This is a genomic window from Nocardia sp. NPDC056541, assembly GCF_042794235.1.
GTDB lineage: Bacteria > Actinomycetota > Actinomycetes > Mycobacteriales > Mycobacteriaceae > Nocardia.
Window position 1 is genome coordinate 149,327 of sequence record NZ_JBHTUD010000006.1, and the last position, 14,712, is coordinate 164,038.

At 68.1% G+C, this 14,712-nt stretch carries 14 protein-coding genes; 9 read left to right on the forward strand and 5 right to left on the reverse strand.

The window, feature by feature from the left end; genetic code table 11:
- The first annotated feature begins 18 nt into the window (after positions 1-18).
- The 6 genes from ACFQ9R_RS12550 to ACFQ9R_RS12575 all read left to right on the forward strand — a co-directional run bounded on the left by ACFQ9R_RS12550 (position 19) and on the right by ACFQ9R_RS12575 (position 4,088).
- A complete protein-coding gene (locus ACFQ9R_RS12550; RefSeq protein WP_378631811.1) occupies positions 19-867 on the forward strand; it encodes an LmeA family phospholipid-binding protein in 849 nt (282 codons plus the stop codon).
- Complete coding sequence (locus tag ACFQ9R_RS12555; protein WP_378990570.1) at positions 864-1,298, forward strand: thioredoxin family protein; 435 nt, start codon at positions 864-866, stop codon at positions 1,296-1,298. Before ACFQ9R_RS12550 ends, ACFQ9R_RS12555 begins: the two co-directional genes overlap by 4 nt.
- A gap of 273 nt (positions 1,299-1,571) precedes the next feature.
- Positions 1,572-2,042: a DUF4395 domain-containing protein gene (locus ACFQ9R_RS12560; RefSeq protein ID WP_378990571.1), complete on the forward strand. Its 471-nt coding sequence runs from the start codon at positions 1,572-1,574 to the stop codon at positions 2,040-2,042.
- Positions 2,043-2,071: 29 nt separating this feature from the next.
- Entirely contained in the window at positions 2,072-2,905 is an 834-nt protein-coding gene (locus ACFQ9R_RS12565; protein WP_056818725.1) for a sulfurtransferase, read from the forward strand.
- A 5-nt stretch (positions 2,906-2,910) separates the two neighbouring features.
- Positions 2,911-3,216, forward strand: coding sequence for a DUF1416 domain-containing protein (locus ACFQ9R_RS12570; RefSeq protein WP_056818727.1), 306 nt, complete (start codon positions 2,911-2,913; stop codon positions 3,214-3,216).
- Between the two features lie 179 nt (positions 3,217-3,395).
- Positions 3,396-4,088, forward strand: coding sequence for an FABP family protein (locus tag ACFQ9R_RS12575; protein ID WP_378990573.1), 693 nt, complete (start codon positions 3,396-3,398; stop codon positions 4,086-4,088).
- 330 nt (positions 4,089-4,418) lie between these two features.
- Here ACFQ9R_RS12575 and cydC read toward each other — a convergent pair whose 3' ends face one another.
- The 5 genes from cydC to ACFQ9R_RS12600 all read right to left on the reverse strand — a co-directional run bounded on the left by cydC (position 4,419) and on the right by ACFQ9R_RS12600 (position 11,785).
- A complete protein-coding gene (gene cydC / locus ACFQ9R_RS12580; protein WP_378990574.1) occupies positions 4,419-6,197 on the reverse strand; it encodes a thiol reductant ABC exporter subunit CydC in 1,779 nt (592 codons plus the stop codon).
- Positions 6,194-8,248, reverse strand: coding sequence for a thiol reductant ABC exporter subunit CydD (gene cydD, locus ACFQ9R_RS12585; RefSeq protein ID WP_378990575.1), 2,055 nt, complete (start codon positions 8,246-8,248; stop codon positions 6,194-6,196). Before cydD ends, cydC begins: the two co-directional genes overlap by 4 nt.
- A gap of 3 nt (positions 8,249-8,251) precedes the next feature.
- Entirely contained in the window at positions 8,252-9,280 is a 1,029-nt protein-coding gene (cydB, locus tag ACFQ9R_RS12590; RefSeq protein ID WP_378990577.1) for a cytochrome d ubiquinol oxidase subunit II, read from the reverse strand.
- A gap of 9 nt (positions 9,281-9,289) precedes the next feature.
- Entirely contained in the window at positions 9,290-10,744 is a 1,455-nt protein-coding gene (locus ACFQ9R_RS12595; RefSeq protein WP_378990578.1) for a cytochrome ubiquinol oxidase subunit I, read from the reverse strand.
- Positions 10,745-10,879: 135 nt separating this feature from the next.
- A complete protein-coding gene (locus ACFQ9R_RS12600; RefSeq protein WP_378631794.1) occupies positions 10,880-11,785 on the reverse strand; it encodes an aminodeoxychorismate lyase in 906 nt (301 codons plus the stop codon).
- Positions 11,786-11,907: 122 nt separating this feature from the next.
- Between ACFQ9R_RS12600 and ACFQ9R_RS12605 the strand changes: the two genes are divergently transcribed.
- The 3 genes from ACFQ9R_RS12605 to ACFQ9R_RS12615 all read left to right on the forward strand — a co-directional run bounded on the left by ACFQ9R_RS12605 (position 11,908) and on the right by ACFQ9R_RS12615 (position 14,703).
- Entirely contained in the window at positions 11,908-13,011 is a 1,104-nt protein-coding gene (locus ACFQ9R_RS12605; protein ID WP_378990579.1) for a YgfZ/GcvT domain-containing protein, read from the forward strand.
- A gap of 11 nt (positions 13,012-13,022) precedes the next feature.
- Positions 13,023-13,688: an MOSC domain-containing protein gene (locus tag ACFQ9R_RS12610; protein ID WP_378990580.1), complete on the forward strand. Its 666-nt coding sequence runs from the start codon at positions 13,023-13,025 to the stop codon at positions 13,686-13,688.
- 64 nt (positions 13,689-13,752) lie between these two features.
- Positions 13,753-14,703 (forward strand): asparaginase, encoded by a 951-nt coding sequence (locus ACFQ9R_RS12615; protein WP_378990581.1) that lies wholly within the window; start codon positions 13,753-13,755, stop codon positions 14,701-14,703.
- Positions 14,704-14,712: the final 9 nt, after the last annotated feature.

The window sequence follows — 14,712 nt, forward strand, 5'->3', positions numbered from 1 at the left end:
AGCCGCTAGTGTCACAGCATGCGCAAGCTGATCATCGGGCTTCTCTGCCTGGCCGGTTTGGCGGTGGTCATCGATTTCGGCGCCGCCGCCTATTCGGAGTACCACGTCTCCCGTCAACTGCGGGCGGGCGCGGATCTGTCCGCCGACCCGGAAGTCACGTTCCACGGATTCCCGTTCGCCGCCCAGGCGATGAGCGGCCGCTACGACGACGTGACGATCCGTGCCCGCGCCGTGCGGCCCGACATCCCCGGCGAGGTCGGCATCGAGGCCAAGCTGCAGGGCTTGCACGCCACGGCCAGCGAGTTGCTCGACGGCGCGGCGCGCACGGCGCAGGTCGACCGGATCGACGCGTTGATGCGTTTCGAGCCCACCGAACTCGGCAAACTCTTCGGCATCCCGGACCTGCAGGTCCACACCCCGCCGGCCGACAAGTCCGACGGCACGGGTGGCTCCGGCGGGTCCGGAATGACCACCGCGGGCGTCCTCGTCCTCAAGGGCACCCTGCCCACCGCGGCGAACGGCCGCGTCCTGCCCGCCGGTGTCACCCCGTCCAGTTCCGCGACCCGGGTGCCGGTGCAGATCCAGGCCGACCTGCTGCTCGAGGGCGACAAGGTCCGGATCCAGGCGACCGGTTTCTACACCGACACCACCAGCACGGTCGACACCACCGCCGCGGTCAAGACCGATTCGAAGATCCCCGAGACCGATCACGCCGCAGTGCTCGCCCGCTTCAGCCGTACGATCGATATCAAGGAGTTGCCGTTCGGTGTCGCACCGACCGAGGTGTCGGCGCTCGGCGGCCAGATCGTCGTCGAGGGTGTCGGCCGCAACGTCACCATCGACCTGGACCGATTGCAGCAACCATGATCGAGATCGTCATTCTGGCCGCCGTCATCGCGGCCGCCGTCGCGGTCGGGTTCTACCTGTCGCGCAGGCAGGGGCAGGTTCGTCCCGCCACCCTCGACCCCGAGACCCATCAGCGCGCCCGCCTGCTCGACGCCGCCGGTGTGACCGGTGCGGCCCCCGCGGTGCTGCACTTCTCCGCCGACTGGTGCGGCCCGTGTGACGCGGTCCGCCGGGTCGTCGCCGGCGTCACCGCCGACCTGTCGGAGTCCCCGAATGCCCCGCGCGACATCGAGATCGACATCGACGCCGATCCCGCGCTGGCCCGCGAGCTCAATGTCCTCTCGCTGCCGACGACCTTCGTCTTCGACGCCGAGGGCAAGGAGCGCTTCCGCATCTCCGGCGTTCCCAAGGCGGGCGACCTGCGCACCGCCCTCGAGCCCCTGACGGTGTGATCTAGCCCCATATCCAGGGGGGCCGAGACATTCTCCGGTGAGACCGGGTAAACTACTTCTCGTGCAAACCGACCACGAGCTGATGCTCACCCGACGCCGCACAGTTGATCTGTGTCGCCTCGGTGGTTGTTGCTGCCTGTGCTGCTGACCGATCGGCTTTTTCTCTCCCGAGATTTCTGACGTCGATCTATGCCCGCCGTGCGAGTGATCCTCTGGATCCCCCGGTGACCAGGCAGATCCCCCTGACTTACACAAAGCCCAGGAGTTCGCACAATGACCCGTTCCTCTGAATCTCCCCCTCGCGTCGATGTCCGCGGGCCGCGTTTCGTGGCCTGGATCACCACCGGCGTGCTGGTTCTCGTGCTTCTCGTCGCCGCCTTCTCGACCGCCGCGGCCGCGATCCTGATCGGCCTGCAGGCCGTCGTCTTCGCGATCGGCGCGATCAGCGGCCCCGCCAAGCACCCTTACGGCCGGATCTACGCCGCGTTCGTCGCAGAGCGCTTCGGTCCGCCCACCGAGACCGAGCCCGTGCCGCCGCTGCGTTTCGCGCAAGCGCTCGGCTTCGTGTTCGCCGGTCTCTCCCTGCTGGGCTTCGCGCTCGGCTCCTCGATCGTCGGCGCGGTGTTCGCCGGCTTCGCCCTGTTCGCGGCGTTCTTGAACGCGGCGTTCGGGGTCTGCCTGGGTTGCCAGATCTATCCCCTGGTAGCTCGCTTCCGCCGGTCACCAGCCCCGGCACCGAACTGACCCCCTTGCACGTCTCTGAAAGGAACAACATGGCTCGCTCCGATGTCCTGGTCTCCGTTGACTGGGCCGAAGAGAACCTCAACGCCCCCGGCGTCGTCTTCGTCGAGGTCGACGAGGACACCTCCGCCTACGAGGGTGGCCACATCGAAGGCGCCATCCGCCTTGACTGGAAGACCGACCTGCAGGATCAGGTCCGTCGCGACTTCGTGAACCAGGAGCAGTTCTCCGACCTGCTCTCGGCGCGTGGCATCGGCAACGACGACACCGTGGTGCTCTACGGCGGCAACAACAACTGGTTCGCGGCCTACGCCTACTGGTACTTCAAGCTGTACGGCCACAACGACGTCAAGCTGCTCGACGGCGGCCGCAAGAAGTGGGAGCTCGACGGTCGTCCGCTCTCGCGTGACGCGGTCTCGCGCCCGGCCACCCAGTACAAGGCCGCCGCTCCCGACCTGAGCATCCGCGCGTTCCGTGACGAGGTCATCGCGGCCATCGGCACCAAGAACCTGGTCGACGTGCGCAGCCCCGACGAGTTCTCGGGCAAGATCCTCGCCCCCGCGCACCTGCCGCAGGAGCAGAGCCAGCGTCCCGGCCACATCCCGGGCGCGATCAACGTGCCGTGGAGCAAGGCCGCGAACGAGGACGGCACCTTCCGCAGCGACGCCGACCTGGCCGAGCTGTACAAGGACGCGGGCCTGGACGGCGAGAAGGAGACCATCGCCTACTGCCGCATCGGCGAGCGTTCCTCGCACACCTGGTTCGTGCTGCAGGAGCTGCTCGGCCACCAGAACGTCAAGAACTACGACGGCAGCTGGACCGAATACGGTTCCCTCGTCGGAGCGCCTATCGAGTTGGGAGCGTAATCAATATGTGTGCAGCACCTACCCAGGGTCAGGCCATTCCGGCCGGCGTCGATGTGGAGAAGGAAACGGTCATCACCGGCCGTGTCCTGAGCACCGACGGCCAGCCCGTCGGCGGCGCGTTCGTGCGTCTGCTCGACGGCAACGGTGACTTCACCGCCGAGGTCGTGGCCTCCGGCACCGGTGATTTCCGCTTCTTCGCCGCGCCGGGTTCGTGGACCCTGCGCGCGCTGAGCTCGTCGGGCAACGGCTCCGCCGAGATCAGCCCCGAGGGCGCCGGCATTCACGCCGTCGACGTCGCGGTCGCCAAGTAAGAAGCTCACAACGGCCCTGGTAGTTCCTGTGCGGGAACTACCAGGGCCGTTTTCGTATCTGTTACGAGGACTGGCTAGACTCCGATTGTGGTCATCTTCTTCGAGGTACTCCTTGTCGCCGTGTCGATTCTCATCGGCTGGTTCGGCCTGTACGTCTTCTACCGGCTCTTCACCGAGTCATGAGCGGGCTCGCTGGCGAAGGTAACGAACAGGCCGAGCGAGCGAGCACAGAGCAAGACGCTCCGGCCGAGCGTCGTAGCGGCGACGAAGCAGTCAACGTCGCCGCCGAACGGGCGAAGGAAACCGGCGCCCGAAACATTTCGGTGCTGCCCGGCCTCCCCCTGCCCGAGGACACGGCCAATCTGCGCCTCGGCCCGGATCTGAACCACGCCATGCTGGCCCTGCTGCCGCTGGTCGGCGTGTGGCGCGGCGAGGGCGAAGGCCACCACCCCGCCGAGGGCGACTACCGCTTCGGCCAGCAGATCATCGTCTCCCACGACGGCGGCGACTACCTGGCCTGGGAATCGCAGACCTGGAAGCTCGACGCGGACGGCAAGTACACCGGCCTGGACCTGCGCGAGAGCGGCTACTGGCGGGTCGGCGGTGAGGGCACCGACGAGCTGCTCGAACTCCTGCTCACCCACAGCAACGGCGTCATCGAGCTGTACTACGGCAAGGCCCGCAACCAGGCCTCCTGGGAGCTCGCGACCGACGTCTCCATCCGCAGCACCTCCGGCGCGGTGGTGGGCGGCGCCAAACGCCTCTACGGCATCGTCGACAACGGCGACCTCGCCTACGTGGAAGAACGCGTGGACCCCGACGGCGCGCTCGTCCCCCGCCTGTCGGCGCGGCTGGTCCGCTACATCGGCTGAGATTCTTCGAGAACGGCCCGCCCAGATCTGATCTGGGCGGGCCGTTCTCGTCGGGAAATGGAGCGACCCCCGAGCCGTTCCACCGCGATCTGTGAACGCGATGGTCCCGGTTGGATCTTCCGGGGGCTCGGGGGTCGGGTGACTGCCTGGGATTCGCTCAGCGCACCGCTGGGGAATCTCCCGCAGTGGAGCTGCTAGCGGGCAGCCACCTCACGCATCCGATGAACATACATTCTTCAGACCACCTCCTCTCTTGTGTACTGATGAATCTATCCGCGCTCGGCGCGCTCGGCAATTGATTTAATTGCGGTTCTGACCTGGGTGAATGCGTCAGGTTGCCGAAGATGTCGTGGCGTGATGATGCTCGATGTGGCAGGTGCCGGTCGCATCGACGGTGACGACGGTGCCGGCTCTGTGCCCGCGCGGGAGTTGGTGGGTGACAACGACAACGGTGCGATCCGCAGCTACGAGACCGCTGTCCGCGTCGAGGAGGTCGAGCAGAAGTTGATCGCCTTCGGCGGCGGCCAGGTGTTCGGTCGGCTCGTCGAGGAGCAGGGTGTGCGCGGGGGCGACGAGGGCGCGGGCCAGCAGGATGCGGCGGCGCTGACCACCGGATACGGCGGCCGCGCCCGCGGTGAGCGAGGTGTGCAGACCGTCCGGCAGCGTATCCAGCCACGGCCCGAGACCGACTGTGCGCAGAGCGCTTTCGGCCTCGTCGAGGGTGAGGTCGCCACGCGCGACTCGCAGGTTCTCGAGAATCGAGGTGCCGAACAGATGCGCGTCCTCCGCGAAGAACGTGACACCGTCCCGGGGCGTATCGAACAGGCCCGCCCATGCCATCAGCAACGTTGTCTTCCCCGCCCCACTGGGCCCGACGACAACCACCCGCGACCCTTCGGGCATCGGTGTCCGCCGGGCCGTGGCCCATGGACTCGTTACCGGTCCCCCGGGAACCACCGACCGCGCGCGTTCTCGAACTCCCGCGGAGTCGAGGTCAGCCGGAGCAGGCTCGACCGCCGCCCACTCGCGGCGCTCACTGTCGGCACTGTCGGCACCGGCAGTGCCGCGGGTTCCTGCCGAGATGCCACGGAGGCGGTGCAGAGCCGCACGGGAAGTGGTGAGGGTGGTCGCGGCGGCGGGAAGCATGCCCACGGCTTCGAAGGCCGACAGCGGGACCAGCACCAGAATCGTCAAAGCCATCGGAGTCATGCCGCCGGGCAGTCCGCCGGTCGACCCGTAGGCGGCGATGCCGACCAGCAGCGCACCGAACGCGCTCACCCCGATCGACAGCGGAGTGGCCGCGGCCGCCCACGCGCTGCGCGAGGCAGCCGAATCCTCCGCGGTCACCGCCCGCTGAGAAGCCCTGTCCGCCAGGGCGAGTGCCGCATCCAGCCGCCCCGCGACGCGCAGCTCGGCAGCGTGATCGAGTACCGTGAGCGCCCCGGCGGCGAACTCGGCCCGATCGGCTCGCACCGCCCGCTCTGCCTCCCGCGCGGCCGCCGCCGACAGCCATGGCGCGAGGATCCCCGAAACCGCCAGCGCGACAGCCAAGATCACCGCGGCCAGGGGCGAAATGATCGCGATCAGCCCCACCGCGGCCAGCGACAACACCACCGCGACCGCCACGGGCACCAACACCCGGACAACCACCGCCCCGAGATCGTCGATGTCAGCGCCGGTCCGGACAAGCACATCCCCGCGCCGCAGCGCACGCCCCGTGCTGCCGACAGGGCCCGCGTGGTCCGCCACACCGGTCGGCGCAACCGACGAGCTGTTCCGGTCTCGCCACCACCGGACATCCGACTGCGCCAGCGTGCGATACACCGACGTGCGAGCTGTCGTCATCGCCCGCAAAGCCACATCGTGGGTGGCCAGCCGCTCCAGGTACCGGCACAACCCCCGCGAGATGCCCAGTGCCCGCACCGCGACCACCGCGACGCTCAGATCCAGCACCGGCGGCATCTGCCAGGCCCGCGCGATCAACCACGCGGCGAGCGCCGCCAACCCGAGCCCACTGCCCAACGCCGCCACGCCCCAGGCGATCGCCACCGTGACCCGCGCGGGCGACAACGCGAGCAGCCGCCACATCTCCCGCAGATCGCCGATCATGAGACCTCCACTCCGTACGCGCGACCGGCCGACTCACCGGAGGAGCCCACCGCGCGCTGTGGTTCCGAGTCGGCACCAGGCGGGGGTTCGCTCGCTGCCACGGGATCTGAGGCGCCGACCGTGCGGGCAGAAGCCGGTCGACTGGTGTCGGTGTCGGTGACAGGTGCGGAGTTGCCCGTAGCCTCCGAATCCGGAGCGACCGCTGCAGGCGTGTGCGCCGCGACGACGTCGATCACCACATCGCCCGCTGCCAGCACGGTCGGACGGTGGGCGACGACCACAACGGTCGCACCGGCGGCGGCGTGTTCGCGCAGGGTGGTGAGCACGCGCTGCTCGCTCTCGGGGTCGAGGTGGGCGGTGGGTTCGTCGAGGAGCAGGATCGGGCGGTGGGCGGCGAGGACGCGGGTGAGGGCTAGGCGTTGGCGTTGGCCCAGGGACAGGCCGGTGCCGTTCTGACCGACGACGGTGTTCCAGCCGTCGGGGAGCTCGGCCAGCACGCTCTCGAATCCCGTTGCGGCACTGACGGATCGAAGATCGTCGACGGTCGGATCCGGGACGGCCCCGAGCAACTCGACATTCTCGCGCAATGTCCCGGGAACCAGCACCGGCCGCTGCGGCAACCAGGCGATCCGACTCCACCAGCTGTCGAGGTCGAGTTCACGAACATCGGTACCGTCGACGAAGACGGCGCCTTCGTCGGGTTCGACCAGCCCCAGAATCGCCTGCAGCGTAGTCGATTTCCCGCACCCGTTCGGCCCGGTCAGGACGGTCACCATTCCGGGTTCGAGCACGGCCGTCAATCGATCGGGCGCGGTGCCCGTTCTGGCGGCAACAGACAGCCCACGCAAGCTGATTCGCGCCGGCCCGACACCCGCATCAGTCAGTTCGGCCACGTCCGCCGTGCGGCTACCGGAGGCGATGACCTCGCCCCAGGCGGCGCGAGGAGGCGCCGACTCGGCCCGCCGGGCCGGTTCGAGTACCGCGAAAGCCCGGTCAGCGGCTGCCATTCCGTCTTGCGCCGCGTGGAACTTCTCCCCCACCTGCCGCAGCGGCCAGTACACCTCCGGCGCGAGAATCAACGCCACCAGGCCGCTGTACAACGCCATCTCGCCGAACACCAACCGCAGCCCGATCGCGACCGCGATCAACGCGACACTCAGCGTCGCGAGACTTTCCAGCACCATCGAGGAAAGGAACGCGATCCGCAGCGCGCGCATGGTCCGCTGCCGCAGCGAATCGCCGAGGGCCTGCACCTGATCAACCATCGAGGGTCCGTCCGCACCCTCACGCCCGAGCGCACGCAAAGTGGGCATGCCCGCGAAAAGGTCGAGGATCTGGTCCGACAACCGCGTGGTCGCGGCGAGCGTCGCCTCGGCTCGCCCCTGGGTGAGCAGCCCGATCAGCACCATGAACACCGGGATCAACGGCACGGTGATCACCGCGATCAGCGCCGAGGTCCGGTCGTGCAGGGCGATGACCACCAGCACCACCGGCGGAACCAGACAGGCCAGCAACAGCGCGGGCAGATAGCCGGTGAACCACCCACGCAACCCACTGAGACCGTTGCCGACGACGACCGCGATCTCCGTTCGCCGCACGTCGAGTTCCCGTGGCGGCAGCTCGGCGCCGGCCCGCAGCACCGCCGTCTCGAGCTCCGCGACCACCGCGCTTCCGGCCCGATGAGCCAACCGCGCCTGCCACCAACTCGCCAGCCCCCGCACCGCGACGGCCACCGCAAGGACCACCAATTCCGTGGTCCACGTACCGAACTCACGCTTGCCCGGATCCGTGATGACCCCGGCGAGTACCCGCCCCAGCACAATGGCGATCACCACGATCGTCGCTGTGATCACCAGCGCCAGCGCGACAGCGATCACCAGATGCGGCCGCGCCGACCGCGCGTACCGCCACAACCGGGGATCCACCGGGCCGCGCCTCGACCGTGTCGGCGTCACCGCGCCCGGCTCGGGTCCCTCCTGCGACAAGCTCTCCGACACCACAGCGTCCGACCTTTCGCGAGCGACGATTTCCCGAGACGGGGCCGACGCCATCTGTCAGCCCTTACCGCTGCGCGGCAGACCCACCGGCGGCGGAATCTGTTCCACCCGAATCCGCTGCCGGAAAACCCAATAGGTCCACCCCTGATACATCAACACCACCGGCGTAGCGAGCAACGCCGCCCAGCTCATCACCTTCAACGTATACGGCGACGAGGACGCATTGTGGATGGTGAGGTCGTAGAGCGGGCTGGTGGTCGACGGCAGCACATTCGGATACATCGACCCGATGATCAACACCGTCGCCGAGACCACACCGAGCGTCGTGCCGACAAAAGCCCAGCCGTCACGCCCCGCGAAATTCGCCACCGCGGCTAGCGCGAGCCCGAGCACGGCAGTCACCAGCACGATCCACGTCCACCCGGCGCCGTAGGCGAGTTGCGTCCACAATCCGAATCCGCCGACCACCACCGCGGTGGGAATCAGCAGCAGCCTGGCCATCCGCAAGGCATCGGTGCGAACCTCGCCCGCTGTCTTGAGCACCAGGAACACCGCACCGTGCAGCGCGAAGAGAACAGCGGTAGTGAGCCCGCCGAGTAAGGCGTACGGGCTGAGCAGATCCGCGACCGAACCGGCGATCTGCCGGTCCGCGTTCAACGGCACGCCCCGCACCATGTTCGCGAACACCCAGCCCCAGGCCAGTGCGGGAATCCACGACCCGATCCCGATCCCGATATCGCACCAGGCCCGCCAGGTCGGATCGTTGATCTTGCCCCGGTATTCGATCGCGCACACCCGCAGAATCAAGGCGACGAGCAGGAGCAGCAGCGCCAGATAGAACCCGGAGAACATGCTGGCGTACCACTCGGGAAACGCCGCGAACAGCGCACCGGCGGCGGTGATCAGCCACACCTCGTTGCCGTCCCAGACCGGGCCGATCGTATTGAGCACGACGCGCCTGCGGGTATCGGACCCCTTGCCGAGAATCGGCATCAGCATGCCGACACCGAAGTCGAATCCCTCGAGCACGAAGTAGCCGGTGAACAGCACACCGATCAGGAGGAACCAGAACTGTTGCAGATCCATCGTCGGCTCCTAGTACGCGAAGGAAAGTTGGGGAGTGTCCGTGCTGTCCGAACTCTCGGCGTGCACGTGGGTGTCCGGCCCGGCGACGACATACCGTCGCATCAGGTAGAACCACACCACCGCGAGCGCACCGTAGAGCAGCGTGAACACCGCCAGCGAGAACATCACGGTCCCGGCCGAGTGTTCGGAGACCGCCTGCTGCACCGTCATTCGAATATTCGGATCGCCGGTCGGATTGGGCACCACCGCCCACGGCTGACGGCCCATCTCGGTGAACACCCAGCCCGCGCTGTTGGCCAGGAACGGTGTGGGGATCGCGAGCAGGCTCAGCCAGGAGAACCATCGCTGATCCGGCACCCGGCCACCGCGCGTCACCCAGAACCCGGCCAACAGCAGCAGCACCGACCCGCCTGCCAGCCCGATCATGGCGCGGAAGGACCAGTAGGTGACGAACAGGTTGGGCCGGTAGTCCCCTGGCCCGTACGCGACGTTGTAGGTCTTCTGCAGATCCACCACACCGTCGAGCGTCACCCCGCTGAATTCGCCCTTGGCGAGATAGGGCAGCACATAGGGCACCTCGAGCACGTGGATCACACCGTCGCAATTGTTGTGCGTGCCCACGGTGAGAACGGAGAAATCGGGGTCGGTCGCCGTGTGGCACAACGATTCCGCCGAAGCCATTTTCATCGGCTGCTGTTCGAACATCAGCTTGCCTTGAATATCGCCGGTGAAGATCAAGGCGACGCCGGAGAGCGCCACCACCACGAGGGCGAATCGCCCTACCGGCCGCCACATCGTCCGCGCCTCTTCGCGTTTCACCGCATCGCCGCTGCGCGCGTTGCGCACCATCCACCAGCCGGCGATACCCGCCACGAAAGTGCCCGCGGTGAGAAACGCGCCCGCGACCACATGCGGGAACGCGGCCAATGTCGTGTTGTTGGTCAGCAGCGCCGCAATGCTTTCCAGCTCAGCGCGTCCGGTCTCGGGGTTGTACCGGGCTCCCACCGGATGCTGCATGAACGAATTGGCGGCGATGATGAAATACGCCGACGCGTTCACCCCGATGGCGACGATCCAGATGGTCGCCAAATGCACCAGCTTGGGCAACCGGGTCCACCCGAAGATCCACAACCCGATGAACGTCGACTCCATGAAGAAGGCGATCAGCGCTTCCAGCGCCAGTGGCGCACCGAAGACGTCGCCGATGAAGCGGGAGTACTCGCTCCAGTTCATCCCGAACTGGAATTCCTGCACGATGCCCGTCGCGACGCCGAGGGCGAAGTTGATCAGGAACAGCTTGCCGAAGAATTTGGTCAGCCGGTACCAGCGTTCGTTGCCGGTGATCACCCACGCGGTCTGCATCATCGCGATCAGCGGCGCGAGTCCGATGGTCAGCGGAACGAACAGAAAGTGGTAGACGGTCGTGATCCCGAACTGCCACCGGGAGACATCAAGGGTGTCCATCCGACCTCCACCGATCTACTACGACGACTTGTAGTAGATCGTACGCCCGGAATCACCCCGTTCGAGCGTGACAACCGCCACGGCCCGCGGAAACCCTTCCCGCAGGGGCACGCCCACCCGTGCCCCACACACGGATCACCAGTCTCCGATGGTCCCCGGCCGGTCGATCCCGAGGTCGACCATGTCGATGATCTCCTGAGCGTTGTCGGGCGCCGACAAGCGAATGCCGTCGAGCTGGTTCACTCGAGCGGCGAGGGTGATGCTCGACAGCAGCCAGATGCTGTCACAGTCGAAAAGGTCCGCGGTGAACAGTGTCTGGTACTTGCACTCCCAGCCGGACTTCTCCGCCACGTTGAACAGCGCACGCTGCGTGACGCCGGGCAGGACGCCGCTCTTGGCGGGCACGGTGATCAGCTGCTTGCCGCGAGCGATCACCACCGTCGAGCGCGGGCCCTCGAGAACCTTGTGTTCGGTGCTGTGGAAGATCACGTCCTCGGCGCCCATCCGCCGCGCGAACCGCAGCGCGGCCATGTTGGTCGCGTACGACAGCGTCTTCGCGCCGAGCAGCTGCCACGGCGCCGCCTGCGCGAGGTCGACCGAGATGCCGCGCGCCAGCGACATCACCTTCACGCCCTCGGCGCGCGCCGTCGCGACCCGCGCGGGTACCGGGGAGACGAGCACATACGCGGTGGGTTGCGGATCCTCCGGTGCCAGCTCCGAGCGCGGCGCGTCGAATTCCGAGTCGCGGCCGCGCGTGTAGATCAGCCGCAACATTCCTTCCTCTTCCGAGCCCCATTCCTTCACGGCCAGTTCCACCGCGGTGCGCCACCTCGACAGGCCCGGCTCCGGCAGTTCCAGTGCCTGCGCCGAGCGGCGCAGCCGCGCCAGGTGGAATTCCAGCGCGGTGGCCGTGCCGCCGCGCACCAAAATCGTTTCGAATACGCCATCGCCGCGAAGTGCGCCGATGTCGTCGGCATAGAGCGACGGCACGTTCGCGTCAGCGACCGTCCCGTCGAGTGTCACAAGTACCCGTTCTCCCATGCGCCGAGCGTAGGCGTTATCGCTCTGTTATGCCTATGGCTGCTCCGAATCGAGCTCGCGACGCGCGCCGCGAAGACGACCACGTGCGGCGCGTGTCGGCAGACGCGCCTACAGTGGGTGTCGTGTCACAGGTCGTCTCCCCCAGTCCTGTTCTCCATACTCCGGGTGCCGTCGCGGGTGCACCCGATACCCCGGACGCCGCGGTCGCCTGGCATTACGGTGATCCGTTCGGTGAGCAGAAGGCCGCCGCGGAGCGGGTCGCGGTCGTGGATCGCTCCCATCGCAGCGTCGCCACGATCACCGGCGCCGAGCGCCTGAGCTGGCTGCACACCATCACCAGTCAGCACATCGCCGCGCTACCCGACGGGCACAGCGCCGAGACTCTCGACCTCGATCTCAACGGCCGGGTCCTCAATCACTTCGTTCTCACCGACCTCGACGGCACCCTGTGGCTCGATACCGAGGCCGACCGCGGCGCCGAGCTGCTGGCGTTCCTCCAGAAGATGGTCTTCTGGGCCGACGCCAAGCCCGAGGACGCGCCGGATCACGCCGTGCTGAGCCTGCTGGGCCCGCGAGTGGACACGCTGCTCGATGCTCTCGGCATCGCGCAACTGCCAGAGATCTACGGAGCGGTCGCGCTGCCCGGTGGTGGCTTCCTGCGGCGGATGCCGAACTCCTTCGATCTGATCGTGCCCCGGGCCGAGCTCTCGGCCTGGTGGACCAAGCTCACCCAAGGCGGTGTCGCACCGGCGGGTATGTGGGCCTACGAGGCGCTGCGCGTGGCGTCACTGAGGCCGCGCATCGGCGTGGACACCGACGAACGCACCATCCCGCACGAGGCCCGCTGGATCGGCGGCATCGACGAGCACGGGGCCGTCCACCTCGACAAGGGGTGCTACCGCGGCCAGGAAACCGTGGCCAGGGTCCACAACCTCGGCAAGCCCCCGCGCAATCTGGTGCTGCTGCACCTCGACGGCTCGGCCGACGAGCGCCCGGCCACCGGTGACGACGTGACCGCGGGCGGCCGCACCGTCGGCCGCCTCGGCACTGTCGTCGACCACTACGAACTCGGCCCGATCGCCCTGGCTCTGATCAAGCGTTCGGTCCCCGCGGGCACCGAACTGGTGGTCGGCAGCATGGCCGCGGCCATCGACCCCGACTCGGTCCCCGCCGACGACACCGAGCAGGCGGGGCGCGCCGCCGTCAACCGGTTGCGCGGGCGATGAACCGTCCGGTCATGCGCGTCGGCGATACCGGCCGCGTCGAGGCCGTGTGCGTCGTCCACGCCGAGATCGAGGTGCGCACCCGCGTCGGTCGCACCGCCATCGACAAGCGTCCGGTCGACGGCCGGGTAGCGGTGGCCGCCCTCGGTCTGCACGGTGACCACGTCTGCGACACCGCCCACCACGGCGGCATCGACCAGGCCGTCTACGCCTATGCCGACGAAGACGCCCGCCGCTGGGCGGATGAACTCGACCGCGAACTGCCCGCGGGCTGGTTCGGCGAGAACCTGCGCCTGACCGGCCTGCCGGTCAGCGACGCGGTGCTCGGCGCGCACTGGGCGATCGGCGACACCCTGCTCGAGGTCAGCGCGCCCCGGGTGCCCTGCGCGACCTTCCAGCAGTGGTCGGGCGAGCAGCGGTGGGTGAAACGGTTCGCGCTGCGATCCGATACCGGCGCCTACTTCCGGGTGCTCACCGAGGGCACGATCGGCGTGGGCGACGAAGTCCGCGTCGTCCACGTTCCCGAACACGGCATCACCGTGCGCGATCTGTTCACCGGCGCCGACCCCGTGCGCCTGGAACGACTGCGCGCGGAAGAGGCGACCATCTCCGCCGACGTTCGCATGCAGATCGACCGCCACACCCGAACCCGAACCGTCGCCGCGGAGGTCGAGGCATGAGCGGTCAGCACGCGGAGGCGGCAGCTCGCGTAACCACGCAGGACGCCCGAGCGAGGGAGACAGCATGAGTGTCGAACTGGTCGAAGTCGTCCGATCCGGCTTCCGTGAGTGCGTGCACCGCGGATCCGTCGTCATCCTCGACGCCTTCGGCACCCCCACCCTCGAACTCGGCGAGATCCACGGCCCGATCTTCCCGCGCTCCACCAACAAGCCGATGCAGGCACTGGCCCTGCTGCGCAACGGTTTCGATCCCGTCGACGACGACGAACTCGCCATCGCCACCGCCTCCCACTTCGGTGAACCCGACCACATCGCCCTCGTCCGCCGCCTGCTCGATCGCTTCGGCTGCACCGCCGGCGACCTCGCCTGCCCACCCGACCTGCCCTTCGAGGAGAAGGCCCGCGCCGCCGCGATCACCGGCGCGGGTCCGAGCCCGCTGTACATGAACTGTTCCGGCAAACACGCCGCGATGTTGGCGACCTGCGCGATCAACGATTGGCCGCGCACCGGATACCTCGAGATCGAGCACCCGCTGCAGCAAGCGGTCCTGGCCACCGTCGCCGACGTCACCGGCGAACCGGAGACCGATCTGGGCATCGACGGCTGCGGCCTGCCGATCGTGCCCGTCTCGCTGATCAACCTCGCGCGCGCCTTCGCCGGCTTCACCACGGCCGAGTCCGGCACCGCGCCGCGCCGGATCGCCGATGCCGTTCGGGCGAATCCACGAGTGATTTCCGGCACGAGCGGCCCGGATCTGCTGGCCATGTCGGCGACCCCTGGACTGTTCTGCAAGATCGGCGCCGACGGCGTGCACGCGGGCGCGCTACCCGACGGAAGGGCCTTCGCGTACAAGATCGAAGACGGTCACGATCGGGCCCGGATGCCTCTGACGCTGGCGATTCTGCGCGAACTCGGCGTCGAGTGGACCGATCAGCACACTCAGCTCGCGGCCACCGCGGTGTTCGGCGGCGACGCCAGAGTCGGGGTGATCCGCGCGATTCCGGGAGTCATCTGAGACCGGGCG

What these genes read in the sequence shown, in the direction of transcription:
- ACFQ9R_RS12550 (WP_378631811.1), top strand. Translation starts at nt 19, where the DNA reads ATGCGCAAGCTGATCATCGGGCTTCTCTGCCTGGCCGGTTTGGCGGTG.
- ACFQ9R_RS12555 (WP_378990570.1), top strand. Translation starts at nt 864, where the DNA reads ATGATCGAGATCGTCATTCTGGCCGCCGTCATCGCGGCCGCCGTCGCG.
- ACFQ9R_RS12560 (WP_378990571.1), top strand. Translation starts at nt 1,572, where the DNA reads ATGACCCGTTCCTCTGAATCTCCCCCTCGCGTCGATGTCCGCGGGCCG.
- ACFQ9R_RS12565 (WP_056818725.1), top strand. Translation starts at nt 2,072, where the DNA reads ATGGCTCGCTCCGATGTCCTGGTCTCCGTTGACTGGGCCGAAGAGAAC.
- ACFQ9R_RS12570 (WP_056818727.1), top strand. Translation starts at nt 2,911, where the DNA reads ATGTGTGCAGCACCTACCCAGGGTCAGGCCATTCCGGCCGGCGTCGAT.
- ACFQ9R_RS12575 (WP_378990573.1), top strand. Translation starts at nt 3,396, where the DNA reads ATGAGCGGGCTCGCTGGCGAAGGTAACGAACAGGCCGAGCGAGCGAGC.
- cydC (WP_378990574.1), bottom strand. Translation starts at nt 6,197, where the DNA reads ATGATCGGCGATCTGCGGGAGATGTGGCGGCTGCTCGCGTTGTCGCCC.
- cydD (WP_378990575.1), bottom strand. Translation starts at nt 8,248, where the DNA reads ATGGCGTCGGCCCCGTCTCGGGAAATCGTCGCTCGCGAAAGGTCGGAC.
- cydB (WP_378990577.1), bottom strand. Translation starts at nt 9,280, where the DNA reads ATGGATCTGCAACAGTTCTGGTTCCTCCTGATCGGTGTGCTGTTCACC.
- ACFQ9R_RS12595 (WP_378990578.1), bottom strand. Translation starts at nt 10,744, where the DNA reads ATGGACACCCTTGATGTCTCCCGGTGGCAGTTCGGGATCACGACCGTC.
- ACFQ9R_RS12600 (WP_378631794.1), bottom strand. Translation starts at nt 11,785, where the DNA reads ATGGGAGAACGGGTACTTGTGACACTCGACGGGACGGTCGCTGACGCG.
- ACFQ9R_RS12610 (WP_378990580.1), top strand. Translation starts at nt 13,023, where the DNA reads ATGCGCGTCGGCGATACCGGCCGCGTCGAGGCCGTGTGCGTCGTCCAC.
- ACFQ9R_RS12615 (WP_378990581.1), top strand. Translation starts at nt 13,753, where the DNA reads ATGAGTGTCGAACTGGTCGAAGTCGTCCGATCCGGCTTCCGTGAGTGC.